This window comes from Sphingobacterium sp. UBA7855 (assembly GCA_002500745.1).
Classification (GTDB): Bacteria; Bacteroidota; Bacteroidia; order Sphingobacteriales; family Sphingobacteriaceae; genus Sphingobacterium.
This window is the reverse complement of the sequence record DLST01000007.1, coordinates 41,785-67,356: the sequence shown is the minus strand read 5'-3', so window position 1 is coordinate 67,356 and position 25,572 is coordinate 41,785. Positions and strand designations below refer to the sequence as shown.

The following is a 25,572-nucleotide window of genomic DNA, read 5'->3' as shown; positions in this document are numbered from 1 at the left end:
TACTGAGGGAAAGACAGCTAGGGAAACCTTGTAAAGCCTAGTAAAGAACAGCTTCTTAATGAATTGTTTAAATGTATCAATATCTTTAAAGACAGGCGCAATTGGCTGTCGTTTTTTAGTTGGCTAAAAGTAGCTATACAAAGTAAGTGCAGTCGATCTTCGATGTAGCTATAAATTCAGCTGCTTCCCAATTCGGCTATGTCAAGGAAATTGCGGCCTTTTGCATAGCGGCGGATATCGTTGGTTATCAATCCGCGCCTACGCGATTTTGTCGCGCTTTTGATAGCGGTCGGTAAATGCGTCTCCGGTATATAATAAGAGAAGTTCCTTGTCGCTGTACCGTGCGATTGTTCTGGAAGAATGGGGTGCACGGGAAAACTGCGACTGTTTAGTTTTTATAGACTTTTAAAAGAATTGTGTTCATGTCCTTTAGATAGAGGTGTCTGCGCGGAGAATGAATATTTTTACAGAAACTGGCAACGCTAAACTCTTCTTGAATTTATAGCTTTAGTCCATTCCTTTCGATGACACCGAGTACAGGATTGAGAATCGCTATCAAAATTAAACACAACATGGCCACAATACATACATGCAAACGGCCCTTCAGAGTTGGATACATCAACCATCTTATAGGAAGAAGGGAACAGTGGTAGCCCATATTTGACGTCATCATCAGCATAGAATAAAACGCTTAATGTGCCATCAATCTCTAAAACACCCTCTTTAACCTGCCCTAAATGTTCTACGTTTAAATTTCTGAATTCTGAAAAAAACTCCGTTCTCGAAAAATTATCATCATCTTCATGCTTGATGTGAAATACTCCGTCCTTCACTATTGGTAGAACTTTACCCTCTAATAAATGAGTGATCACCTCAGACTTGTAGGTAAGCCAGGTTATGAACTTGTAAAGTACAATAACACAAATAAAAACAACAACCGAATAGGAAATTGGCAAATCTTCCTGAAACATCGGATCTCCTGCGGCCGATCCAAGACTGAGAATAATCGCCACTTCAAAAACAGTCAACTGTCGAACACCTCTCCTACCTGAAAGTCTGAGTATGATCAAAATCAGAAGAAACATTATTATCGTTCTCGCTGCAATTTCCACAAGAAACGAGCTTTCAACTCCGTCCGAGAATATTTTGCTTATATCAATCATAACCTCCCAAATAACTAAATCTAAACAAGATTGTCACATTTATTCCGTAAACATTCCTCGGACTGCAATAGTTCATTGCTCGCAAAAAACAACATAAATAAGGATCTTAAATATGAGCGCAATTGCTAACCATTGACCACTTCACCTCCATTTGGGTGTAAAACTTGACCGCTCATAAAATTTGAATCTTCGCTCGCTAGAAATAGAAAGCTTGGTGCAATTTCATTTGGCATCGCTGCCCTTCTCATTGGCGAGTCGCTTCCAAATTCTGAGTTTTTTTTAGCGTCAAATGAGGATGCTATCAATGGAGTCCATACCGGGCCTGGCGCAACAGCATTGACCCTTATTCCTTTAGCAATAAGATTTGCAGACAAGCTTCGTGTAAAAGAAATTATTGCACCTTTTGTTGCAGAGTAATCGATCAACTTTGGACTGCCTCTATACGCAGTCACAGAGGATGTATTAATTATGCTTGCCCCCTTTTTAAGATAAGGAATGGCATACTTTGTAATCCAGAAATAGGAAAAGAAATTATTCTGAAAAGTTTTTTGTAACTGTTCAGTAGTAATTTTTTCAATGGATTCTGTTTCCCAATGAAGCCCAGCATTATTAACAATAATATCAACTTTTTTGTGCATTCTTATCGTAGACTCAATTACTTTTTTACAGTGATTTTCTTTTCCCAAATCACCTTTAATCAGCGTACATTTTCTAGAGAAGGATTCAACCTCTTTCTTGGTTTGTTTTGCATCTTTTGTTTCATTAAGATAGGCAATAACAATATCTGCTCCCTCCTTTGCAAATAACAAAGCTACAGCTTTGCCTATGCCGCTATCTCCCCCCGTAATTAACGCGACCTTGTTTTTCAACTTTCCTTCAGCAGGATACGTTAACGGAGAAGTGTCAGGAACTGGAGCCATATTTATTTCCAATCCGGGTCGCTTCTGCTTTTGCAACGGTCTAATCTTTTTACTTGCTGCTTTTTTCATACCATTTTTTTAAATAATTCCAGACAATATCTGATTTCGAAAATTTGTAAAGGTTAGTGCAAATATGAATTCTTTATAGTGTTGGTAACCTTATATAACCTTTATTGATAAATTAAAGATAATCGGCATTTTGCTAAAGAGTTTTTACCGATTCTTCCAACAAATGAACAAGCTCAGCGTCTGAAAGGTTTGCCAGGTATTTCAATTGAAAAAAGAGCACTTTCAAAAAGTGAACATCATTCGCTCCTACTGCGTCTTGTTAGGGGAAAATTTATTTAGTAACAAAAGGCCGACTGATAGATATGACCAGACAGAAGACGAATAAAAGTATCACTTTAGAAATTGACTTTGAAAAGGCAATTAAAAATGACCCTGATATCTTTACACAGCCATCCTGTTACAGGGACCTATTGTACCCAGGAGAACAAAACGGATTCCCTATTTTTGCCATAACAAATGAACAAGATGCACAATCCTCCACTAAACCTAGTATTACCTATTTAAAAACAATCATTGAGGGATTTTGGGAATCACATTGGCTGGACAATCTTACCATCTTTGATTGTTTTAAACCAAACAGGGTGTTATAGAAAATTTTTCTTAAGAAGAACTCACATCTATTATTAGTGAGATATCCGCAATTGGGTCGAATTCTTGCAACCTATCATAAGAAAGATCGTATTGGATTTTGAACAATCGGATTACTAAATGGATAGCTAAAATTTCCCTTCCTTAAAGTATAATCTCCTATAAAATTAAATAGTACGTTTAAATCATAAAAAACTACAATGAAAATGGAACAAATCGCGGTACTTTGGCACGAACAATAAATTAATTTCCATATCGGATATATATCCACGAGGAAAAACCACTTTGAAATCATGAAAAACACGCAAATATTTCTTCTAGAATTCTAAAAGGCTACATTCCCGGAGGAGTGCGATAAGTTAAGATTTCTGTTCCATTAGACTTTTTCACAATCTCCTTTGTATTTCTAAAGATTAGCGTATGACTTCCAAGTTTGCTATAGGATACAAAGTCTCCATCCGGAGTTTGTTTGCATATAACAAACATATGCCAGCCACCGTCTGCCGGAAGTGAGATAATTACTTTTTTTTCGGACTTCAACTCATTATCTATCGTTTGAAAAAGACTGTCGATCGGAAAGGTTGCATCCCGGGGCAAAACAAATTTTTGAGAAAAGGTAATACCGTATAATTCTCTATTGTCAAAATCAGGAAAAGAACCATCAGTCTTATTCTGCCATTCATTTTGTAAACCGTAAAAATCAAAATCAACCACTTTATAATACTTTAGTATCATCTCGACAGCAGATGGGATGCAAGACATTTGAAAGAGTTGATTGTGGTTATTGACGACAGTATCAAAGAACTCAAAATCATCATCTTTTTGTGTTTGAGCCTTCAAATGAAAACCGATAGATGTGTATAGTAACACACTTAAAATAAAGAGCATCTTTTTCATAATTTAAATTATTTTTGATGATAGCGCAAGACATGATCATATTTTTCTATTCATTAGACGAAATGCTGTACGTCATGATTTCTGTTCCATTAGACTTTTTCACAATCTCCTTTGTATTTCTGAGTATCGTTGTATGGCTACCGTATTTGCTATATGAAACTAATTCACCATCCGGACTCTTTTTATAAACCACAAAAATCGACCAGCCCGTTTCCACCTGAAGTGCGATAATTACCTTTTTCCCAGATTTCAATTCATTATCTATCGTTTGAAAAAGACTATCCATTGGAAAACTTTCATCCCGGGGCAACACAAATTTCTGAGAAAAAGTAATTCCATATAGTTCTTTTTTGTCAAAATCACGGAAAGAGCCATCTATTTTATTCTGCCATTTAAGTTGCAAGTCATAGAAATTAAAATCTACCGCTTTGCAATACTTTAGCACCATTTCGATAGCTGAAGGAATACCTGAAGGCCCAAAGATCTGATTGTGATTGTTGACGACAGTATCAAAAAAATCATAATTGTTGTTTTTTTGCGTTTGTGCCTTCGCTTGAATAATAACTGATGCGGATATTATCAAGATTAAAATAAATAGCATTCTTTTCATAATTGAGCTTATTTTGATTAATTGAGCGTCGACTTTACCGTTAAAAATGTTAACGTTTTCAGCATATCTCATGCGGTACTTTTTTGGTTTATTTTGATCGCAATTGTTTATGAACGATCTTACTTTGATTAATTAAGCCTAAGTTATCATTTTAGATTATCAAACTACTGCAAAGACGTTCGATTTAGTAAAATGGAACTTCCTGCTTTAAATTATTCACTTGATATCTGAGGTTTTTCTCAAATATTGGGAGATTCCATGTAAAGTTTTACAATTGCGGAAAAATACATGAAAAGCAAAAATTTCAATAGTCCTTCTGTCTCAATTTGCTACCAATTTTTATTAATATTATTTGACGTTCAGACCTTACATCGACAAATCAGTATTCATTAATTAGCTTCAGTAGCGGCTAGAAGAATGATACTTATCAGTAACAGTTGTAAAAATGCTCAGAGCTGAGCATGTAGTGTTATTTTATTGAAATAATTGGAAAAGATTTTCGCTACCTTCGTCTTTAATAATTAACCGAATAAAAAAATGTATTTCAAGCTATAGGAAATTCTAAAAGGTATTAAAAGCTCAATTAACAACTAGGAATCGAGCTCAACCAACTTACTCATTCCACAACAGTTGCCGCTAAAAAATCTAAACAAAATACCGATAAATTTATCGTTCTCTCAATTTTAATGACATAAATAGAACGGTAAAAAATCCCTTATTTGTACCTAGAGAAGAAAGCGCTGTCTATAAAAGGTCCTTTTTCATCATTCATCTTCTTTGTACGGTACAAAAGAAACTTCCCAGAAGGCAGAATCTCTGCATAGGGGGTTCTCAGATCGGTAGTACTTTGCAGCATGATCAATTTATTCCCTCTTGGCCAAGCTCTATAGGCATCAATCATTGGTTCTCTACCCCGGCCGATGTCATACCAATCGTTAATGGTAAAATAATCCTGTCCCTGTTCATGATAGATGGATAGATGTCTTTTATTTTTTTTGTCGAACCAATTACCTTCGATACTTTGGATACTTGCCTTATGATTTTTCTTCGTAGGCTGAGCACTACAATTGCTGTGAGCGAAAAAATATGCATAACAGAAAATTAAAACACATACCTTGATATTTATCATAATCTTATCCATTTGGTCATTATCAAACCGACACATACTGAATTGCGGAAGCGATACCAGCCGTGTTTTGGTAAAGTTACAAAACAAAAAGGTTTACTAAAAGTTCAATCGAAAGAAGATACTTCACTCAGAAGAGACCCAATGATCTGGTAAATGGAAATTTTATAAACAGCTTGATCATCAGAATTTCAACGCTTATTGATAATACAACAATTACATATTAAATTTGATAAAGGATTACGGCCGTCGGTAATTTGCATCTAATTATAGTAAAAAGTGTTGATGAGTGAATGAATTGTATATTACTATGATAAATATGCTTCAAATTTTCAATCACAACATTCATTTACGAAAAGGTACTTATGACACAATATAAAGACATTGCGAAAAAAATAATTGACCTGAAAAATGCAGACTTAGCATTAAGGGATAAGCTTATTAATGAGGGTAAACTAAGCGATGGGTATAATGAAGAAATGAAGACCTTACACAATAAAAATGCTAAGATTCTGGACAAAATCATGAACACTATCGGTTATCCTACAGCAGAAAAAGTGGGAAAAGAAGCGAGCGACGCCACCTGGTTAATTATACAGCACGCAATTGAACAACCAGAATTCATGAAGAGAAGTGCCCAACTACTGAAGACAGCTGTAAAAAGTAATAAAGCCGACCCTAGAAACTTAGCTTATCTGACAGACCGAATAGCTATATTTCAAGACCAGCCACAACGTTATGGAACTCAGTTTGATTGGGACGAAAACGGAAATCTAAGTGCGCATACAGTTGATGATGTGATCAAAGTAAATAAACGGCGAAAAGCAATCGGGCTAAACACGCTTGAAGAGCAAACTGAAGTGATAAGGACACAGGCGGTGCATGAAAAGCAGTCGCCACCAAAAGACTTTATGAAGAGAAAACGAGAAATGGAAGAGTGGAAGAAAAGCGTGGGATGGACAAAATAGAGGGATGCTAATAAAAACTGATTAAGATCTTAAAAAAACCTAATGTACATCGCCAATCAAGCGAAAAGTCAAATTGATACGAGCTTTCATTTTTTGCGTTGATTTTGCGACACGATGTTCCCAAGTTTCCTGCAAATCGCCTTTCATCAGCAACAGGGAACCATGACTTAGCAACAAAGAATACTTTTTACTATGATCGTCTGCCTTCCTAAAATCAAAAAAACGCGCCTGGCCCAGACTTATCGATCCAATTACAGGCCTATCTCCTAGTTCGCTATCTCGATCACGGTGCCAGGCCACCGAATCATTGTTGTCGCGATATAAATTAAGCAATACTGAATTGAATCGATAATTAAAGCGCTGCTCGATCTTTTCCTTCAGAGTTTTCAAAGGTTCAAGCCATTGATTTACAGCGATTGTTTTTCCAGCGAGTTGGTAACTGATATCTTCATCACCATACCAAGCCGTCAACCTAGGGGTCAATACCGTTCGATCGTACATCATCTTAGATGTATGCTCCCAACGAACCTCCTTGAGCAATCGATGAAATAAATCATCAGCTTCCTCTAGTGTCAGAAAATCCGCTTCAAATTCTAGGAGCTCTTCCGGAAAACGATATCCTTCGTTTTGAAATAAGCTAAGCTGATCCATGTTCCAATTATTTAAAAGGTATTCTAATGAGCCGGCCACATTATCCAATCGCCTTTTCTGAAGAAAAATTTATCTTACATCAAGAACAATTTATCTTGCACAAGGTTTGTCATTATAAATAGTGATGGATAAGTAGCTAGTTCCGGCAAAGTGTATATTCAAAAGGAGTTGCAATCAGCTTATCACCGATTGCAACACAAGACAACACTTAGATAGATATTTGATAAAACTGTTTATTCCGTAATGGAGCGGATCAGCTTAAGGTTGCCCACCTCCTCCCGCTGCTCCATAAATCTGTCCGTTAGCATAACTGGCATCTGATGCGGCAAGTTGAACATAGATCGATGCTAGTTCAGCTGGTTGTCCGGGCCGTCCCATGGGCGTGTCCCCTCCAAAATTCACAAGCTTTTCTTGTGTTGCACCGCCGCTCACTTGTAGCGGTGTCCAAATAGGTCCAGGAGCTACACCATTCACGCGAATACCTTTTGGTCCAAGCTGTTTCGCGAGAGATCGTATATAGTTTGTTGTAGCGGCTTTTGTCTGCGCGTAATCGTAAAGATCTTCCGATGGATCTGTCGCCTGTACTGATGTTGTCCCTATAATAACTGAACCGGGTTTCAAATGCGGTAAAGCAGCTTTAATAAGCCAAAATGGAGCATAGATGTTAGTCTTCATGGTGGCATCAAATTCTTCAGTTGTAATATCCAATATGGAAGGTTTTGTCTGCTGCCGTGCAGCGTTATTGACCAAAATATCCAAACCACCCAACTGTTGTGTAGCCTCTTGTATTAGACGCGTACAGAACTTTTCTTCCCGAAGATCACCTGGAATTGCCACCGCCTTTCGCCCTGCAGCTTTGATCAACGCAACAACTTCTTTGGCGTCAGCCTCCTCATCCGGCAGATAGTTAATAGCCACATCGGCTCCCTCACGCGCATACGCGATTGCCGCAGCGCGACCCATTCCAGAATCGCCGCCAGTAATTAAAGCTTTTCGACCATTCAATCGACCACTTCCTTTATATGATTCTTCGCCGTGGTCGGGTTTTGGATTCATTTTACTGCTCAATCCAGGCCAGGGCTGGATTTGCTTTTGAAATGGTGGTCTAGGGTATTTTTCATTTGGATTCTGTAAAATAGCATTTCCAGCTTGCTGGGCTTTAGCTGGCTGCCATCCTCCCACTAATCCTAAAGCTAACACACTGGTTCCTATTGTTCCCAAAGCTTTACGTCTATCCATTTTTACCGGTTTTTCCATTTTATCTATAAATTTTTTAATGACTGACTCAATTTCAGGTTAGCGAATTTTAATCTTACGCTCTCCACATAAATTAATTTTTAAAAAGTTAACAGCGGGGACAGTATTTTCGTTCGATCAAAGATGATGGATTCGTCAATTCACGCATAAATCGGTCACAAAAAGTAGAAACACGTTGCCCATTAAAAAATGTAAAAGGCGTATAGCTGCAATTTCAGGTATAAAGTGGCATTTATCGCGTAGTTAATCGATCAACAATTGTCCATTATGCGCTGTCCTACGAATAAAACAAGTTTAATATGAACGTAAAAAAAATAACGCACGATCAGCATCAAGGTATGCCTATCATTGCATTGGCGATTATCTCGCAACAAGATCCCAATCAAGATCTTTTCGAATATGAATCCGAGGATGATCCAGAAATCCCAAACGAGGATGATCTGGATATCCCAGAAGAAAGTGGTTTTGAGGAAGATAGTGAATTTGACGATGAAATCATCGCCGAAGAAGATGATCTAGATATTCCAGAAGAAATTGGTTTTGAGGAAGATAGTGAATTTGACAATAAAATCATCCCCGAAGAAGATGATCTAGATATTCCAGAAGAAAGTGGTTTTGAAAATGAAAGCGAATTTGACGATGAAACCATCGCCGAAGAAGATGATCTAGATATCCCAGAAGAAAGTGGTTTTGAAGATGAAAGCGAATTTGACGATGAATCTATATCTGAAAATGAAGAAGCAAATGATGCAGAAGGGCTGCCGCTTCAACCGCCAACAGAGCCTTCAGATGTTGAGGAAGAAATCTTTTAATAATCAACAGTGGAAAAAATTAAGCAACCAACTATCCTCACTCCTCTTCCGACAGATTGATTTTTCAAATAGATCCCTTAAGATTCGCGAACACCAAAACGGATCATTCTAACCGTGAAACCGTTCCCAAAATTTGGGAACGGTTTCATTAAAAAAAAAGCAGTTCAGCAAACCTTTCCGAATACAACTATAATATCTTTGGGTATTGACTAACCGAATATAGTAGACCTGCGCGCCTTATTTTATTATACACCAAGTATAAGATAGCGGGAATTATTTTTCCATGTAAGCTACGAAATTCGTGATGATCATATTTTAAAAGACCAATTTTAAACCAATTAAGGAATGTTAGAATTACAAAGTTTGCTTAAATCTAAGACAGCTTATGCTATGCTCTTTTGTTTTCCCTTGTGGAGCTATGCGCAGCAAGATGTCTCTTTAGAGAAAACTCTAGAGCAAGATTCTATCAGTAACATCAATCAATTAATCTATTTCAATACACCTAAGCAGCACTCCACAGCTTCGGTGTCCAAATTACCTGGCAATGCAATTGCCTCAACTCCGGTATTTGGCTACCTTACTGCAGCGGCGGGACAATTGTCCGGTCTAAAGGTTAGCCAAAACAATGGCCAGCCATTAAATGAAGACATGAGCTATCAACTCAGGGGCCGCCCGCCGATCATACTAATCGATGGTATTCCACGCTCTGTCACGGAAATTGGCATGCAGGAGATCGAATCAATTTCGGTATTAAAAGATGCTGTCTCCCTAGCAATGCTAGGCATCCGTGGCGCTGACGGTGCAATAGCAATTGTCACAAAAAAAGGGTACACCGATAGGACTCAGATTAATTTCTCGGCTCAGTATGGCATCCAAAAACCATTGCAGAACTTAATCGGAAAACCATTGGACGCCTATCAGTATGCCCTATTGTACAATGAAGCATTACAAAATGATGGGCTTTCGGTCACTAACAATGGTTTTAGTGAAACTGCCCTAACAAGCTTTAAAGACGGTAATAATCCACATGCCTATCCAAATGTAGATTGGGCTGAACAGGTCATTAAAAACAGCGCTACTGTTGCACGATACAATCTGAATACCCGCGGAGGAAACAAATATGTCAAGTATTTCGTCAATCTCGAACATCTCAGTCAAAACGGCCTACTAAAATCCAATGCCAACAACAATTATAGCACGAACACCAACGCGAAGGGTTATTTCGTCCGTTCGAATGTGGATGTCAAGCTTTCCAATTTACTGGAGGCCGGAGTGTATATCCAAGGCCGTATATTGAATGCCAACAGCCCCGGTAATGATGGGACAGATAATATCTTTCAGTCAATTTTAAACACCCCCAACAGTGCATATCCAATCTATAACTTAGATGGAACTTTTGGCGGCTCTTCCAAATTTCAAAATAATATAGTAGCGCAGACTAACGCTTCAGGATATGCCGTAGCTAATACGCGTACGATACTAACGGACTTCTACTTAAGACGTTCATTGGATGATGTAGTAAAAGGCTTGTGGTTAAAAGCCAGAGCTTCATTTTTTTCCAACCTTCGTGAAAATTACGTACGAAACAAATCATTCGCTGTATTTCAGTTAATGAACGATGATCTCGAAGCACCAATATACAAACAGTACGGTAATAATACGGAGCAAAATAACAGCAATAACATTGCATTTCAGAATAGATCAAATTTTCAGGAGCTTTCAATAGGCTACTCCAATGAAAACGAAAAGCATGGGCTCGACCTTATGCTGTTAGCCAATCGGGACAATCTGGTCAATGGTTCAGACCTACCCTATACTGTACAGGGCATTTCGGGGCATGCTGCTTACCACTACGATAACCGCTACCTTGCAGAAATGTCTTTTGCTGTTAATGGTGCTAATCGTTACCCGAACGACGGCGGGTTCAAGTACGGTACATTCCCCGCTATCGGCCTAGGGTGGAATGTACATCGTGAAAACCTCCTTAAGGACTACAAATGGATAAGCAGACTCAAGCTTTTTGGATCATATGGTTTATTAGGTCGTGACAATGCGAGCTATTACACCTATATACAAAGTTATAATAGTACTCCAGAAACTTTCTTCGGTTCGTCGGCGGGCTCGGCAGCCACAATCGGTGAATCTTATTTGGCCAACTCCAATCCTACCTGGGCCAAAGTGAACATGTTAAATTTAGGTATCGATGGTGCACTCCTTAACGAACGCCTTATTTTTGAATTAACCTACTATAAGAATAGGTATCGTGACTTAAATATTACACGCAAAAGTAATAATGCCCTATTAGGCATCAGCTATCCCAATGAAAATATTGGAAAACAAGATTACACCGGATTTGAAACCGAATTGGGATGGCGTGACCATAAATCCAAATTCTCCTATCATGCATTGCTCAATGCCAGCTTTCAACAATCGAAAATGGTATACCAAGCCGAACCTACATTGCCTTATCCTTGGATGACCGCTACAGGACATCCTGTTGGACAGACCATAGGATATATTGCCGAAGGATTATACACAAACGTTACTGAATTAGAATCTTCACCAACAATGGAGGGCTATTCACCTCAGTTGGGAGATATTCGTTACCGGGATCTGAATGGTGATGGTCTGATCAATCAATATGACCAAGGTCCAATAGGTTCTGAGAAACCACAGGTATTGCTGGGCGCAAATTTAGGCTTTAGCTTCGCAAATATCGACTTTTCTATCCTATTTCAGGGCATGATAAATCGTGAAGTCTATCTTTCTGGCAATAGTTACCGGGAATTTAACAGCGGCACGGGTCAGGCTTACAGCACACAGCTCGATCGTTGGACCATGGACAACTCGGATGCTCGCTATCCGAGATTAAGCACGGATTCGGGGCCACAAAGTGGTGCCGTAAACAACAATGTGTATTCAACCTTTTGGTTACGCAATGGCAACTACTTACGTATACGGAATATTGAATTGGGTTATACGCTACCAACGGCATTAACGCAGCGCGCAAAAATCAAATCCGCACGGATTTTCGCGAATGGATTCAACATCTTTACATTCAGCTCCAAAACCTTTAACGGCGCCGATCCCGAAAATTTCCGTGGCCTCTACCCAATACAAAAAGTTATCAGTTTCGGTCTAAACATCCAATTATAATACAGGGAGATATGAGAAAACCAGTAATTTGTATGCTAGTCTTTGCCATGCTCGGGATAGCATCATGTAACAAATTCGAACACCAACCGGAAGAGCGGATTCTGCTCGGGGATGTGTTTGATCCCACAGACAAGGAGGGCGTACAGGCAAAAGCCTACCTATTCGGAATCTACTCCTTCCTTCCTAACGGCTTCAACCGCATTACAGGAGATATGCTTGATGCAGCAACGGATGATGCCGTACCATCTTCGGAAACCTCGGATATTCGGCTATTTACAAATGGTCAGTTGACCGCTGTAAATTATCCTGACAATAACTGGCAGAATAGCTATACAATTATTCGCCGGGCAAATGTGTTCTTACAAAATATATCGGTAGTACCCATTCCCGAAAACATGATCCGTCGCTATAAAGCTGAAGCACGGTTTCTTAGGGCATTTGCGTATTTTGAGTTGTTGAAGCGCTACGGTGGAATTCCATTATTGGGCGAACAGGTATTTGATCTCAACGATGACCTTAATTTACCTCGGGCCTCCTACGCTGAATGTGTGGATTATATCGCGATGGAGTGTGATGAAATTAAAGCAGAGCTCCCCGCAGCGTCTTCCACACTGCTTTCTACCACTGAATATGGCCGTGCCACAAGTGAAGCAGTCTTAGCATTAAAGCTGAGATTATATCTCTACGCAGCTAGCCCACTTTTCAATGGCGGCGGTGTTAGTATCAACCCGCAAATCAAGCTCCTAAACGGATATCCAAACAAAGACAATGGAAGATGGACACGTACTCTTTCAACTGCCGAAGAGTTGATCGCTAAAGGTTACCATAAATTACCGGCTGGCACGGGTACCGCAGCGTATGCAAACATTTTTACAACCAAGGTAAACACAGATATAATCTTCGCCAAACAATCGGCCAATTCAACTTCGTTAGAGGCAAATAATGCACCAGTGGGTTATGTTGCACCTGCGGCCAGCAACGGTCGAACAAGCCCTACTCAAAACTTTGTCAACGCCTTTCCAATGGATACCGGTTTACCCTATGTAGGTTTAACTACCGATCTCAACCAATATGAAAATCGCGATCCCCGATTAAAAGCTATCCTTTTTTACAATGGGCTCAGGTGGTTGAGCAGGCCGATTGAAACATTCGAAGGTGGTTTGGATAAACCCAATAAACCATTCTTAAACCAGACAAAGACCGCTTACTACTTACGTAAATTCTTGGGTGATTTCACAAACGCTACGACCTATGCAAATCAAAGCCATAATTTTCCCTATTTCCGTTATGCTGAAGTCTTACTAAGCTACGCCGAAGCCCTTAACGAAGTCGGTCGTACCGAAGATGCAGTCAAACAGATCACTATGATACGGGCACGGGCCGGTATTAAACCGGGCAACAATAGTCGCTATGGTATTTCAGAAGGGATCGCCCAAACCGCAATGCGCGATCTTATTAAAAATGAAAGACGTATCGAACTGGCTTTCGAAGAACATCGTTTCTGGGATATCAGACGGTGGAAGGATGCTGGAGACATCAAAAATCCGCTCAAAGGTCTTGTACTCCATAAATCAGGGACATCTGTGACGGCAACCGAACAAATGCTTACCCCCTTTTATTTTGAAACCAAGTATTACTATATGCCTATACCTTATAGCGAAACGTCTAAAAATCCTGCATTGATCCAAAATGAAGGCTATTATTAACCAAAAAGACAGACACTCTAAATGAAAAACTTAATATATTCGCTCATTGGCCTTACCACGATCGCCTGCTCAACTGCTATCGGTCAGGAGAGACAGTTGACAGGCACCGTTCGAGGAAGCAGTGGTCCGCTTAAGGATGTGACGATAACTGAGAAAAATGTGACAAATCACCAAACACGCACAGATGATAACGGCCGCTTTAAATTAAATATCAGCAGTGGGACGATTGTAGTCAACCACCTTGGCTATTTACGCCAGGAGGTAGACGTGCAGGGGAAAAATACCATTACCATCCAATTAGTGCCACGTGAGCAGGAAATCGATGAAGTCGTCGTGGTGGGTTATGGTAAAACCACGAAAAAGACACTTACAGGAGCTGTAAGCTCCATTAGTGGTGACGAAATTCGGCAAAGCCCATCACCTAGCTTACAAAATACATTGGCGGGCCGTTTAACAGGATTTACAAGTCAGCAGCGTTCAGGACAACCCGGTAACGATGGTGCCACGTTTTATGTTCGTGGAACAAGTTCTTATACCGGCAACAACCAACCGCTTATTATTGTCGATGACATCGAGTTCACCTATGCACAGTTCCAAACTTTAAATGCAAATGAAGTCGAATCGATCAGCATCCTCAAAGATGCTGCAACAACCTCCATTTACGGTATCAAAGGTGCTAATGGAGTGGTCTTAGTGACAACAACACGAGGAAAGTCGGGCAAGCCTCAAATCAACTTTCAGACTGAATATGCACTGAGTCAATTAACCCGAACGCCCCGGTATTTAGATGCCTACGAATCAGCCAAACTCCTGGTCGAGTCCCAGGTCAATACAAATAACTTAAATCCAAACGCAAATTTTAAACCTCAGTTCTCAGAAGAAGACCTGCAATTGTTCAAAGACGGAACTTCTCCCTATACGCACCCCAATAATGACTGGACAGACATTTTATTACGCAAATTTGCACCGCAATCGACAAATACACTGAATGTAACGGGTGGTACCGATCGCGCAAGATATTACGTATCTGTCGGGTATTTGAATCAAGGTGGACAATTAAAGGATTTCAGCGAAGACCTTAACAGTAAATTTTATTATAAGCGATATAATTATCGCTCAAACATAGATTTAAAAGTGAATAATGACCTCGATGTGCGTTTTGATTTCTTCGGTAGCCTAGGTGAAACCAATCGCAACAATGCAAGTGCTAACGACAATATTTTCAGCGATCTCAGCCGTACGGCTGAAACCGCGCCTTACAACTATCCCCTATTCAATCCCGATGGTAGTCTAGGCTATAGCGTATGGCAGAGAAATTCTGCCGGCAGAAATAACAACAACCTCATTGGTCGTTTGATGTACAACGGTTACTATCGTACCCACAATAATAATATGAACCTGGCAGCATCCGCAAATCAGAAATTGAACTTCATTACAAAGGGGCTGTCTTTCAAAGGAACATTAGCCTACCGCAACGACTACGCTTACAACCGTTCTTTACAACGTCCTACCGCTGGCGGTGGTTTCCCATCCTATATCTATGATCCGACCACCGACTCCTATTCGTTCGGCCGTCAAGACAACGTTTATCGCATCGCAACGCCAAGCTTAAACTATGGTGCCGGAAGTACCAATTATGCAATCACATTGCAAGCCATGCTTAACTATAGCCGCAGCTTTGCACAGGCGCACCATGTCTCTGCATTGGTATTATACAACCAAAACAGTAAAAGCGCAACGGGCGCAAAAGATTATAATTTTATCCCCGAAAATTTCCGGGGATACACAGCTCGTATAGGTTATGACTTCAAGAACCGATACCTGCTGGAATTGAGCGGCGCCTACAATGGATCCGATCGATTTGCAAAAGAACGTCGATTTGGCTTCTTTCCTGCAGCCTCTATCGGATGGAACATCGCGGAAGAAAAATTTGTTAAACAAAAACTTCCCTTTATTGATATTTTCAAGTTGCGTGGTTCCTATGGTCTAACCGGCGTTGACAATACTGGTGGAGTATATGCGTATCTTCAAAACTACAGTATTGGCAGCGGTTCGGGATTATTTGGCGAAGCGAACAATAACAGCTATGTCACCGCGGCAGAGGGTGCCTTAGGAAATAATCAGGTAACCTGGGAGAAAGAAAAGAAAATGGATATTGGTCTTGATTTAGCTTTTTTAAATCGCAAGGTGACAGCAACCATTGACTATTTTGACAACAATCGCTTTGATATTCTCACCAGCAGAGGCGCTGTTTCAGCCGTATTCGGCCAAACACTGCCCAACGTCAACTTAGGAAAAACCAATAATAAAGGTTGGGAAGTCGAATTAGGCTATACAGGCCAAATTCAGGACAATTGGCGATACACAGTGAAAGGAACCTACTCGTTGGCAAAAAATAAGGTGTTGTTTAGAGACGAACCAGTACCGTTATACCCTTATCAAAAACAAACCGGCCAAGCGATTGGAGCCAAGCTTAAATACAGTTGGACAGGAGAGTTTTACACAACCGAAGAAATTGCGGATCCGAATGTAGCCAAACCCGCAGGCGGTCGTCCAGGGGATTTAAAATACAAAGATTTAAATGGGGACGGAATTATAAACGCGAGTGACCAATCTTTTTTTGGCTATACAAACCTGCCCAATACAACCTATGGAATTACATTGGGTGCCGGTTACAAAAATTTTAATGTTACCGTCCTCTTCCAGGGAGCCGCCAATTTCGTCGCTAGTGCCGAAGGAGCTGTTATCCATCACAACGCCAGCAAAGCACTCCCCATACACCTGCAACATTGGACACCAGAATTAGGAAACGCAGCCAAATATCCGCAAGTATATACAAGCTCATTAAGCCAAAGCCCAAGGGATTGGTATTCGGACTTTTGGGCTATACCAGGTGACTATATCCGACTTAAAACCGCTGAAATTAGCTATACACTAACTGCAACTGCACTTGAAAAGCTTAAAATAAAACAATTACGCATCTATAGCAGCGGCTATAATCTATTCACATGGACAAAGCTAGACAAACTATACAATTTAGACCCCGAAGTGCTGGAATCATCTGCAGACCTACCATACCCACCAACGCGTATTTTCAACTTCGGTTTAAATGTAACTTTTTAAAGCACAATCATGAAAATATTTATATTTCTAATTGCACTGACAGGCACCATATACTCTTGTCAAAACTCCAAATTTTTGGATGATAAAACTGTTGGCATTTCTGCTGACGATGTCTTTACCGATAGCGTTCGGACGCTCGGTTTTCTGAATAGGATCTATCAGGATATGGGCTATAGCTTTGATTCCTATCGCTTCTCGGCCGCTGGTGGCTCAGGTAACATGGAATTGGCTACGGATAATGCCGAAGGCAATAATAATGTCTCGGTCTGGGGAAATGCCTATGCACAAGGTGTAATAGCCCCAAGCAATGTACTTACGGGATTTGCTGCGAACAAGGATCTATGGAACACCCCCTATGCCAATATTCGCCGCGTTAATTTACTGTTGACAAAGCTTCCCAATGCGCCATTTACGCCTGCTACCCGGACAAGGATGGTTGCAGAAGCACGCTTCCTACGCGCCTTCTATTACTACAATATGGTTGCCACATTTGGCGGTATACCCCTTGTTGGTGATCGCGTGTTTGAAATTAATGATCTGATTGACCTTCCACGTAATACGTTTGAAGAATCCATCAATTATATTGTACAAGAACTGGATGCCGCCGCAGCGACTCTCGCGTCCGTAGTATACAGAGATATCGACTTTGGCCGGATTACCAATGGAGCCTGCCTGGCTTTAAAATCACGCGTATTGCTTTACGCAGCAAGCCCACTCTTCAACGGTGGACTAAGTAGCGAGGCAACGGCCGAACTAAGTGCCCTTGTAGGATACCCAAACTATGACAAAAACCGCTGGCAAAATGCCGCAACTGCTGCTGAAGCGGTAATCAGTAGTCACAAATATGCGCTCAATGTAGATAATGAAACTCGCCCGGGCAACGGTTTTTATCAAGTATTCCTAAAACGAATGAACAGCGAATATATCCTCGCCTACAATCGCACAGCACAGAAAGAGCTGGAGGCCTATTACTTACCTCCCACCCGTTCAGGCAGCTCAGTGATGAAACCTACGCACAATCTAGTCGCTGCATTTCCCATGAGAGATGGTAAACCAACGGACGAAAGCCCGCTTTATGATCCCAACAACCCTTATGCAAATCGGGATCCGCGATTCGACTATTCCATTATTTATAATGGATTATCCTATGTATCCAACACCGGTCCTAAGACGACAATATACACCTATATGAGTAACGGATCGAATCCTGCCAACCCCACAAACGATGCCTATACACCCAACAATTACTCCACAGGCTATTATAGCAGAAAAATGCTGGACGAAAATCTAGCGACCAATACGGCAGGTTCTACCGAACGCGGATGGCCCCTGATTCGCTATGCAGAAATTTTACTCAATTATGCTGAAGCGATCAACGAAGCTGGATTCCCGGAAAGAGCGTATGACAAGCTGAAAGAATTACGTGAAAGAGCAGGAATTTTCCCGGGGTCTGACCGCATGTATGGTTTGAAGGCAGGGATGAATGTCGAGCAGATGCGCATAGTCATTCAAAATGAAAGACGCATCGAACTGGCTTTTGAAGATCATCGCTTTAATGATATCCGGCGCTGGATGATCGCAGAAAATGTGCTCAAAGGCTTTAACAAAACAATAATTATCACACGCAAAGATAATACCTTTACCTACTTGGTGGGGTCAGCTCTACGACCGCTAAATTTTAGGAAAGCAATGTACCTCCTGCCAATTCCATTAAGTGAAATTCAAAAAATGCCACTGATGAGACAAAATCCCGGCTATTAACAACGAGGTAACCACTCTGCAGCAGTAAAGGTGCAAATGTCGCTACAAGCACCTTTACTGCATTAAAATCGCCGGAAAACGGACAGGACTCCAACGCTAAAAATTAAAAAGTGTTCACTTTATCATAAACATATCTTATTTTTAAACGCTCATTATAAATCGAGACCAACGCTTATTTCTATGAAAAGTGATCAGATAACAATTGTTGATATTGCCAACGAACTAAATATTTCTAAGTCCACCGTATCCCGAGCCCTTACCGGGCATGCCAATGTAAAGGCAGAAACGCGCCAAAAAATCTTGGAACTGGCTGAGAAATTAGATTATCAACGCAATATGCAATCCCTAAGCCTCATCACTAACAAGACCAACACGATCGGTATTGTATTACCTGAATTCTCTACCTCTTTTTTTCCACAAGTTGTCGTTGGTGCACAAGAAGAGGCCAGTAAACATGGCTATTCCGTACTGATATCGCAATGCAATGAAAGCTATGCCACCGAAGTCGCCAATGCGAAGGTTATGTTGGCCAATCGTGTAGATGGAGTAATGGTGTCACTAACAAAGGAAACACTGAATTATGATCACTGGAAAGTATTTATTCGAAAGAAAATTCCGATTGTATTCTTCAATAGAGTCTGTAATGAAATTATGGTGCCGAAGGTCGTGGTCAATGATTACGATGCCGCATTCCATGCAGTAGAGCACCTCATCAGCTTGGGAAGGCGCAGAATAGCACACTTAGCAGGTCCTAGGCAACTCAGCATTAGTCAAAAAAGGCTGAATGGATATTGTGATGCTTTAATCAAACACGGCATTCCGATCGATCAGGATTTAATTATTGACTCAGACCTCAGCTTAAATAAAATCAAGATATTTGTTAAATTTCTTGTGGAACTAGAAAATCCCATAGATGGTATTTTCGCTGTGAATGACCCCACTGCAATAGAGGCTATGCAGATAATCAAAAAAATGAATAAACGTATTCCTGAAGATATTGCTGTGGTCGGATTCAGTGACAACTATGGTTCAAGCTTCGCCGAACCTAGTCTCACGACAGTCGCACAGCCTGTACGGGAAATAGGCAAAACAGCCATGGAACTTCTATTGGGGTTAATTGGAAAAGATATGGAAGAATGGAAGCCAATCATCCGTACAATGGATGCTAAGCTGATGGTACGTGATTCTACTGTACGATCCGGAGGGTAATTCCCAAAAACAGCAACGAGCACGGGAGCGTTCCCAATTATAGGGAGCGTTCCCATGGAAATTTTATAGCAAAGTGCACCAGCTCCTACCCTTAGAATGGATAAATTTGGTCTTAACCAATGATAGCACTTAATTCCAGTTATATCCATGATTACTAGTAACACGCAAGAAAAAAGAAATCTAAAACATATCCAATACGATAGCGATCTGATCGTGACAGGTGGAGGGATGTCGGGCATCTGCACCGCCATTACTGCCGCGCGTCAAGGTTTAAACGTAATCTTGATACAAGATAGACCCGTTTTGGGTGGCAATGCCTCCAGCGAAGTTCGACTTTGGATGTTAGGGGCCACCTCACATATGGGAAACAATAATCGCTGGTCCAGAGAAGGTGGCGTAATCGACGAAATTCTGGTGGAAAACACCTATCGCAATCCGCAAGGAAACCCAATCATCTTGGATATGATCCTGATGGATAAAGTAAATCAGGAAAAAAACATTCGTCTCTTTTTAAATACAGCTGTATATCATGTAGAAAAATCTGCTGCAGACCAAATAGAAAGTATACGTGCTTTCTGTAGCCAGAATTCGACCCTATACACCTTCCATTCACCATTATTCTGCGATGCATCGGGAGATGGTATAGTCGGTTTTCTCGCAGGAGCTGCATTCCGTATGGGCGCTGAAGGTAAAGAGGAATTTGGTGAAGGTATGGCGCCAAGTAAGGAATATGGTGAGTTATTGGGCCATTCTTTATATTTCTATACCAAGGATACCGGGATCCCTGTTTCTTTTATCCCTCCTGCCTTCGCTCTTAAAGAAATCAGCCAAATCCCCCGATTTAAACAGTTTAAAGCAAACGAACATGGCTGTAAACTATGGTGGGTGGAGTATGGCGGGCGTTTGGATACTATACATGATACGGAAACCATCAAATGGGAGCTATGGAAAATCATCTATGGAGTATGGAATTATATCAAAAACTCTGGAAATTTTCCGGAATCCGAAACGCTCACCTTGGAATGGGTAGGAATGATACCTGGAAAACGGGAAAGTAGGCGTTTTGAAGGAGACTATATGATGATACAACAGGACCTCGTCGAACAGCGTCAGCATCCAGATGCAGTTGCCTATGGCGGCTGGTCCATCGACTTGCATCCTGCCGACGGCGTATATAGTGAACTGCCAGGCTGTAACCAATGGCATAGCAAGGGAATATTTGATATCCCCTATAGAACCCTGTTTAGCAAAAATATTCGTAATCTATTTCTGACAGGGCGCCTAATCAGTGTAAGTCATGTGGCATTTGGCGCTACGCGAGTCATGGCAACCTGTGCTTATGTCGGTCAAGCTGTAGGGATGGCAGCAGCTCTGTGCAAAGAACTCCAGGTTTTGCCTCGGCAACTGACCCTAAACAATAATATGCATCAGCTGCAACAACGTTTAATGGCAGAGGGTCAGCATATTCCGTCTTTAGCCTTATACGAAGAGCATGATCTTGCGCTGCAGGCGCAAATCAGTACTTCCAGTGAATTACCGTTTACGGGTTTTGGTGACGTCAGTCTATGGAAGCCGCTGACGATACCATCAGCGCAACTGCTTCCCATGAAACAAGGGAAACTTCCGGTTTTTCAACTAGCCGTGCAAGTACTTCAAGATACCGTCTTGGAAACGTCGATACGGATATCGGAGAAAGCTGGAAATTTCACTCCGGACATTACCCTCGCAACACGCACAATTCACCTTACCAAGGGAACTACTTCAATCGACATCGATTTTGATACGCTATTAGCTTCTGATGGATATGTCTTTCTGACTTTCCAGTCTAACCCTGACATACAATTGGGTTATACAGAAAAACGCGTAACAGGCGTCATGTCCGTATTTAATTCTTTTAACAAAGCTGTATCCAACAATGGAAAGCAAATACCAATTACCGGTGTTGGCGTAGATGAATTTGAATTCTGGTGCCCACAGCGCAGACCCGATGGACAAAACATAGCTGTAACTTTCAAACAGCAAATAGATACTTTTACAAGTAAGCAACTGAAAAATGGGGTTAATAGACCTGTAACGACTGCAAATGCTTGGGTTGCACATCCTAAAGATGAGACCCCTACCGTTGTGCTCGATTGGGACACTCCGAAGGAAATCGCTCGCATTGACCTGTGGTTTGATACCGACTTTGACCATGCCATGGAATCAGTATTAATGAGTCACCCAGAAAACATAATGCCTTTCTGTGTACGCGCATATACTATTAAAGATTCCTCAGGTAAAATTATATATTCAACATCTGATAACTTTAGGACATTAAACCGGATTACCTTCACCGAACCGATACGCACCGAACGTCTTAGTATACAAATGATGCACCCGTCAGATCATGTCCCCGCATCACTATTTGATATTCGTTGCTTCGAAAAAAATAAATGATCTTTTAAAAGAACTATAGAATGATACAGTTAGACTATATCGTGATGGGCATTTTTAGCCTATTGATTTTTGCTATTGGGCTCACTTTTACACGGGTAGGAAGTAAGACTGGACAAGCTTTTTTTGAAGCAGGAGGCGAAACCCCCTGGTGGATCAATGGACTGTCTCTTTTCATAAGTTATTTTTCCGCAGGTACATTTGTCGTCTGGGGATCGATCGCTTACCGAAATGGACTAATCGCAAATGCCATTCAACTGACGATGGCTATTAGCGGTCTGCTTGTCACCCTTTTTATCGCTTCAAGATGGAAAAAAACAGGTGTGGCAACTGCCGCAGAATATATTGGAAAACGCTTTGGTCAGAAGGAAAAGCAGTTTTATACCTATATGACTTTGCTTTTAAGCTTATTCACTACCGCCGCAGTTCTTTATCCCGTAGGAAAGATGGTTCACGTCGCGGCCGATTTGCCTGTAAATCTGTGTATTGTGATCATTGGACTTATTATCATCTTGTATACCGCTGCAGGTGGATTATGGGCCGTTTTAGTAACCGATGTGGTACAATTCGTTATATTATCAGCTGCAGTAGTCATCGTGATTCCAATTGCTTTCAGTGAAATTGGTGGCTTTCAAACTTTGGTCCGCGAGGCTCCCAAAGATTTTTTCAAACCTTTTAACGAAGAATATACTATAGGCTTCATGCTGGCTTTTATTGTATACCAGACATTTTATCTTGGCGGAAATTGGTCCTATGTACAACGCTATACCAGTGTGGGGTCGGCAAAAGAGTCAAAAAAAGTGTCGGGTATTTTTAGCATCTTATACTTTATCTGTCCACTGATTTGGATGCTTCCGCCGATGATCTATCGCATTATCAATCCTAATCTGGTCGGACTCGAGGTGGAAGACGCCTATATGATGCTTATCCAAAAGGTTATGCCTGCAGGGCTTATCGGTTTGGTGTTGGCAGGGATGGTATCGGCGACGTCAAGTAAAGCGAACACCACCATAAATATGGCTGCAACAGTGTTTGCCCAAGATATATATAAGAACTTAATCAGGCCCGAAGCTTCTGAAAAATCGGTTATTACCATAGCAAGATTATTTACATTAATCTTTGGCATAGGTACGATTCTAATTGCCATGTGGATACCATCTGCCGGAGGGATCGTCACTGTAGTACTGAGCACGGCATCTATCGCGGGCGGTGCCCTCTTCGCTCCCATTATATGGAGCTTATTCTCAAAAAGACAAACCGGATTTTCCGTCGTATGTGCCACGATCATTTCATTGCTCGTTAATCTATTTTTAAAAACAATTGCACCAGGCGCCTTGGGATTGAAGCTAAATTTAACGATGGAAACTACATTCGGCATGGGCATTCCAATCCTTATATTAACTGCTTTTGAATGGTACTATCTTTCAACAGGTCAAGTGGCGCAACATGGCCTCGTCCCTATGTCAGCGAAAGATAACAATTGCATTCCCCAAAACTTCGCGATAAGACATGCCGACACCGAGCAGCAGAATCGATTTGGAATTAGGGTTATTTCCGCTTCTATGGCAGTAGTGGGGATCGGAATCATGATTCTTGGAGCGTTAACTACACAGTTCTCGTACATGGTCATGGCTGTAGGATTGGCAGTATTGATCATTGCCGGATTGATAGCAACACTTACACGGAATAAAAAGTTCAATACATGAAATATATACTCGCCTCCATATTCAGCATATTCGTTTATCAACTCAGTTTCGCAGCGTTAACGATACCACATTTTTTTGCAGATAATATGGTACTGCAGCAATCTAGTCAGGTCAAGATCTGGGGTAAGACCACTTCAAAAAAGAAAATACAGGTAAAAACATCGTGGGATGGTAAGAGTTATAAAACAGCGAAAGATCAAGATGGAAATTGGTCACTATGGATAGAAACTCCAAAAGCCGGTGGGCCTTATAACATACAAATACAGCAGGAAGAGAAAATTACATTGCACGATGTTTTGATCGGTGAGGTTTGGATATGCTCCGGTCAGTCCAATATGGACATGCCCATCAAGGGCTATTACGGCCAACCTATTCGCCATGCAGCAGAACTGCTGTTAGCTTCACCCAATGACCAGATTCGACTCTTTCGAATAGAAAGAAGCCATGCCGACAATGCAGCGTTTGATGTAAACGGAAATTGGTCTGTAGCAAATGCGGCGTCCGTAGCTAATTTTAGTGCGGTGGGCTACCAATTTGCAAAATATTTACAGCAGCACCTGAATGTGCCTATAGGCATTATTCAAACCACTTGGGGTGGCTCGCCAATTGAAGCATGGATGAAGCCATCGCTTGTAGAAAGATCACTAAGACAACAAAAATTACCCAACAGAGCGATCGGAAAACAAGTCCATCAACAGCCGGGCAATCTCTATCATGCGATGATCTGTCCACTCATCGGATTTCGAATTGCAGGTGTAATTTGGTACCAAGGCGAACAAAACCGATATAATTATTACGATTACAATATTTTACAAACCAATATGATCCGCGATTGGAGAAACACTTGGGATATCGGAGAATGGCCTTTTTACTATGTAGAGATCGCCCCAATGCAATATGGCGGAGGACAAGGAATTTTATTACCACGCCTTCGTGAAATGCAACTCAAAACGCAAGACAGCTTATCCAATGCGGGTATGGCAGCTACAATAGATGGAGGTGAAATGCACAATATTCATCCTGCCAACAAAACAATTGTTGCACAACGATTGGCAAGCTGGGCGTTGGGTAGCCATTATCAAAAAAAGGGAATCGCTTACCAAACACCAACGTTGGATAAAATCGTCGTCCTCCATGATACAGTACTTGTTTCGTTGAAGCATTGTCCCTTAGGCATCACAAGCTATGGCAAATCATTAACCCAATTTGAACTCGCTGGCACGGATCAAATCTTTCATCCAGCAATAGCCGTACTTCAAAATAACCGTATTGTCGTAACGTCAGCTGCGGTGAAAGCACCCCTCGCCGTGCGCTATGCTTTTCATGACTGGTGTTTCGGAGAACTTTATTCTACTGAAGGTATTCCTGTAGCATCTTTTCGCTCGGATAATTGGCCGTAGACATCGCTACGACCAAT

At 41.0% G+C, this 25,572-nt stretch carries 18 protein-coding genes; 11 read left to right on the top strand and 7 right to left on the bottom strand.

Features of this window, described 5'->3' with window-relative positions; translation table 11 throughout:
- Positions 1-482 precede the first annotated feature (482 nt).
- A complete protein-coding gene (locus B2107_RS05115; RefSeq protein ID WP_293953755.1) occupies positions 483-1,070 on the bottom strand; it encodes a DUF421 domain-containing protein in 588 nt (195 codons plus the stop codon).
- 218 nt (positions 1,071-1,288) lie between these two features.
- Positions 1,289-2,152, bottom strand: coding sequence for an SDR family oxidoreductase (locus B2107_RS05110; RefSeq protein ID WP_293953753.1), 864 nt, complete (start codon positions 2,150-2,152; stop codon positions 1,289-1,291).
- A gap of 302 nt (positions 2,153-2,454) precedes the next feature.
- Between B2107_RS05110 and B2107_RS05105 the strand changes: the two genes are divergently transcribed.
- Entirely contained in the window at positions 2,455-2,742 is a 288-nt protein-coding gene (locus B2107_RS05105; RefSeq protein ID WP_293953752.1) for a hypothetical protein, read from the top strand.
- A 331-nt stretch (positions 2,743-3,073) separates the two neighbouring features.
- Here the strand turns inward: B2107_RS05105 and B2107_RS05100 are convergent, their stop codons facing one another.
- The 3 genes from B2107_RS05100 to B2107_RS05090 all read right to left on the bottom strand — a co-directional run bounded on the left by B2107_RS05100 (position 3,074) and on the right by B2107_RS05090 (position 5,376).
- Positions 3,074-3,637, bottom strand: a complete 564-nt coding sequence (locus B2107_RS05100) for a hypothetical protein (RefSeq protein WP_293953750.1) — start codon at positions 3,635-3,637, stop codon at positions 3,074-3,076.
- 46 nt (positions 3,638-3,683) lie between these two features.
- Entirely contained in the window at positions 3,684-4,247 is a 564-nt protein-coding gene (locus tag B2107_RS05095; protein ID WP_293953748.1) for a hypothetical protein, read from the bottom strand.
- 715 nt (positions 4,248-4,962) lie between these two features.
- Positions 4,963-5,376 (bottom strand): hypothetical protein, encoded by a 414-nt coding sequence (locus B2107_RS05090; protein ID WP_293953746.1) that lies wholly within the window; start codon positions 5,374-5,376, stop codon positions 4,963-4,965.
- Between the two features lie 362 nt (positions 5,377-5,738).
- Between B2107_RS05090 and B2107_RS05085 the strand changes: the two genes are divergently transcribed.
- The gene (locus B2107_RS05085; RefSeq protein WP_293953745.1) at positions 5,739-6,341 is read left to right on the top strand and encodes a DUF6624 domain-containing protein; all 603 of its coding nucleotides are present in this window, start codon (positions 5,739-5,741) and stop codon (positions 6,339-6,341) included.
- Between the two features lie 39 nt (positions 6,342-6,380).
- Here B2107_RS05085 and B2107_RS05080 read toward each other — a convergent pair whose 3' ends face one another.
- On the bottom strand, positions 6,381-6,992 hold the full coding sequence (locus tag B2107_RS05080; RefSeq protein WP_293953743.1) for an alpha-ketoglutarate-dependent dioxygenase AlkB family protein: 612 nt from the start codon (positions 6,990-6,992) through the stop codon (positions 6,381-6,383).
- A gap of 258 nt (positions 6,993-7,250) precedes the next feature.
- Positions 7,251-8,231, bottom strand: a complete 981-nt coding sequence (locus tag B2107_RS05075; protein WP_293953742.1) for an SDR family oxidoreductase — start codon at positions 8,229-8,231, stop codon at positions 7,251-7,253.
- A 317-nt stretch (positions 8,232-8,548) separates the two neighbouring features.
- Here B2107_RS05075 and B2107_RS05070 point away from each other — a divergent pair, with 317 nt between their 5' ends.
- From B2107_RS05070 to B2107_RS05030, 9 genes are all read left to right on the top strand, one after another.
- Positions 8,549-9,061: a hypothetical protein gene (locus tag B2107_RS05070; RefSeq protein ID WP_293953740.1), complete on the top strand. Its 513-nt coding sequence runs from the start codon at positions 8,549-8,551 to the stop codon at positions 9,059-9,061.
- Between the two features lie 345 nt (positions 9,062-9,406).
- Positions 9,407-12,217, top strand: a complete 2,811-nt coding sequence (locus B2107_RS05065; protein ID WP_293953738.1) for a SusC/RagA family TonB-linked outer membrane protein — start codon at positions 9,407-9,409, stop codon at positions 12,215-12,217.
- 11 nt (positions 12,218-12,228) lie between these two features.
- Positions 12,229-13,923, top strand: coding sequence for a RagB/SusD family nutrient uptake outer membrane protein (locus B2107_RS05060; RefSeq protein WP_293953736.1), 1,695 nt, complete (start codon positions 12,229-12,231; stop codon positions 13,921-13,923).
- A gap of 21 nt (positions 13,924-13,944) precedes the next feature.
- On the top strand, positions 13,945-17,046 hold the full coding sequence (locus tag B2107_RS05055) for a SusC/RagA family TonB-linked outer membrane protein (protein WP_293953734.1): 3,102 nt from the start codon (positions 13,945-13,947) through the stop codon (positions 17,044-17,046).
- Positions 17,047-17,055: 9 nt separating this feature from the next.
- Positions 17,056-18,807, top strand: a complete 1,752-nt coding sequence (locus B2107_RS05050; protein WP_293953732.1) for a RagB/SusD family nutrient uptake outer membrane protein — start codon at positions 17,056-17,058, stop codon at positions 18,805-18,807.
- 180 nt (positions 18,808-18,987) lie between these two features.
- The gene (locus B2107_RS05045) at positions 18,988-20,016 is read left to right on the top strand and encodes a LacI family DNA-binding transcriptional regulator (protein WP_293953730.1); all 1,029 of its coding nucleotides are present in this window, start codon (positions 18,988-18,990) and stop codon (positions 20,014-20,016) included.
- A gap of 147 nt (positions 20,017-20,163) precedes the next feature.
- Positions 20,164-22,452, top strand: coding sequence for an FAD-dependent oxidoreductase (locus tag B2107_RS05040; protein WP_293953728.1), 2,289 nt, complete (start codon positions 20,164-20,166; stop codon positions 22,450-22,452).
- A gap of 20 nt (positions 22,453-22,472) precedes the next feature.
- The gene (locus B2107_RS05035; protein ID WP_293953726.1) at positions 22,473-24,155 is read left to right on the top strand and encodes a sodium:solute symporter family protein; all 1,683 of its coding nucleotides are present in this window, start codon (positions 22,473-22,475) and stop codon (positions 24,153-24,155) included.
- Positions 24,152-25,555, top strand: coding sequence for a sialate O-acetylesterase (locus tag B2107_RS05030; protein ID WP_293953724.1), 1,404 nt, complete (start codon positions 24,152-24,154; stop codon positions 25,553-25,555). The genes B2107_RS05035 and B2107_RS05030 overlap by 4 nt, the downstream gene beginning before the upstream one ends.
- Positions 25,556-25,572: the final 17 nt, after the last annotated feature.

Excerpts from the sequence above, each read along its gene's own strand:
- B2107_RS05110 (WP_293953753.1), bottom strand. The coding sequence starts at position 2,152 with ATGAAAAAAGCAGCAAGTAAAAAGATTAGACCGTTGCAAAAGCAGAAG.
- B2107_RS05105 (WP_293953752.1), top strand. The coding sequence starts at position 2,455 with ATGACCAGACAGAAGACGAATAAAAGTATCACTTTAGAAATTGACTTT.
- B2107_RS05100 (WP_293953750.1), bottom strand. The coding sequence starts at position 3,637 with ATGAAAAAGATGCTCTTTATTTTAAGTGTGTTACTATACACATCTATC.
- B2107_RS05095 (WP_293953748.1), bottom strand. The coding sequence starts at position 4,247 with ATGAAAAGAATGCTATTTATTTTAATCTTGATAATATCCGCATCAGTT.
- B2107_RS05090 (WP_293953746.1), bottom strand. The coding sequence starts at position 5,376 with ATGATAAATATCAAGGTATGTGTTTTAATTTTCTGTTATGCATATTTT.
- B2107_RS05085 (WP_293953745.1), top strand. The coding sequence starts at position 5,739 with ATGACACAATATAAAGACATTGCGAAAAAAATAATTGACCTGAAAAAT.
- B2107_RS05080 (WP_293953743.1), bottom strand. The coding sequence starts at position 6,992 with ATGGATCAGCTTAGCTTATTTCAAAACGAAGGATATCGTTTTCCGGAA.
- B2107_RS05075 (WP_293953742.1), bottom strand. The coding sequence starts at position 8,231 with ATGGATAGACGTAAAGCTTTGGGAACAATAGGAACCAGTGTGTTAGCT.
- B2107_RS05070 (WP_293953740.1), top strand. The coding sequence starts at position 8,549 with ATGAACGTAAAAAAAATAACGCACGATCAGCATCAAGGTATGCCTATC.
- B2107_RS05065 (WP_293953738.1), top strand. The coding sequence starts at position 9,407 with ATGTTAGAATTACAAAGTTTGCTTAAATCTAAGACAGCTTATGCTATG.
- B2107_RS05060 (WP_293953736.1), top strand. The coding sequence starts at position 12,229 with ATGAGAAAACCAGTAATTTGTATGCTAGTCTTTGCCATGCTCGGGATA.
- B2107_RS05055 (WP_293953734.1), top strand. The coding sequence starts at position 13,945 with ATGAAAAACTTAATATATTCGCTCATTGGCCTTACCACGATCGCCTGC.
- B2107_RS05050 (WP_293953732.1), top strand. The coding sequence starts at position 17,056 with ATGAAAATATTTATATTTCTAATTGCACTGACAGGCACCATATACTCT.
- B2107_RS05045 (WP_293953730.1), top strand. The coding sequence starts at position 18,988 with ATGAAAAGTGATCAGATAACAATTGTTGATATTGCCAACGAACTAAAT.
- B2107_RS05040 (WP_293953728.1), top strand. The coding sequence starts at position 20,164 with ATGATTACTAGTAACACGCAAGAAAAAAGAAATCTAAAACATATCCAA.
- B2107_RS05035 (WP_293953726.1), top strand. The coding sequence starts at position 22,473 with ATGATACAGTTAGACTATATCGTGATGGGCATTTTTAGCCTATTGATT.
- B2107_RS05030 (WP_293953724.1), top strand. The coding sequence starts at position 24,152 with ATGAAATATATACTCGCCTCCATATTCAGCATATTCGTTTATCAACTC.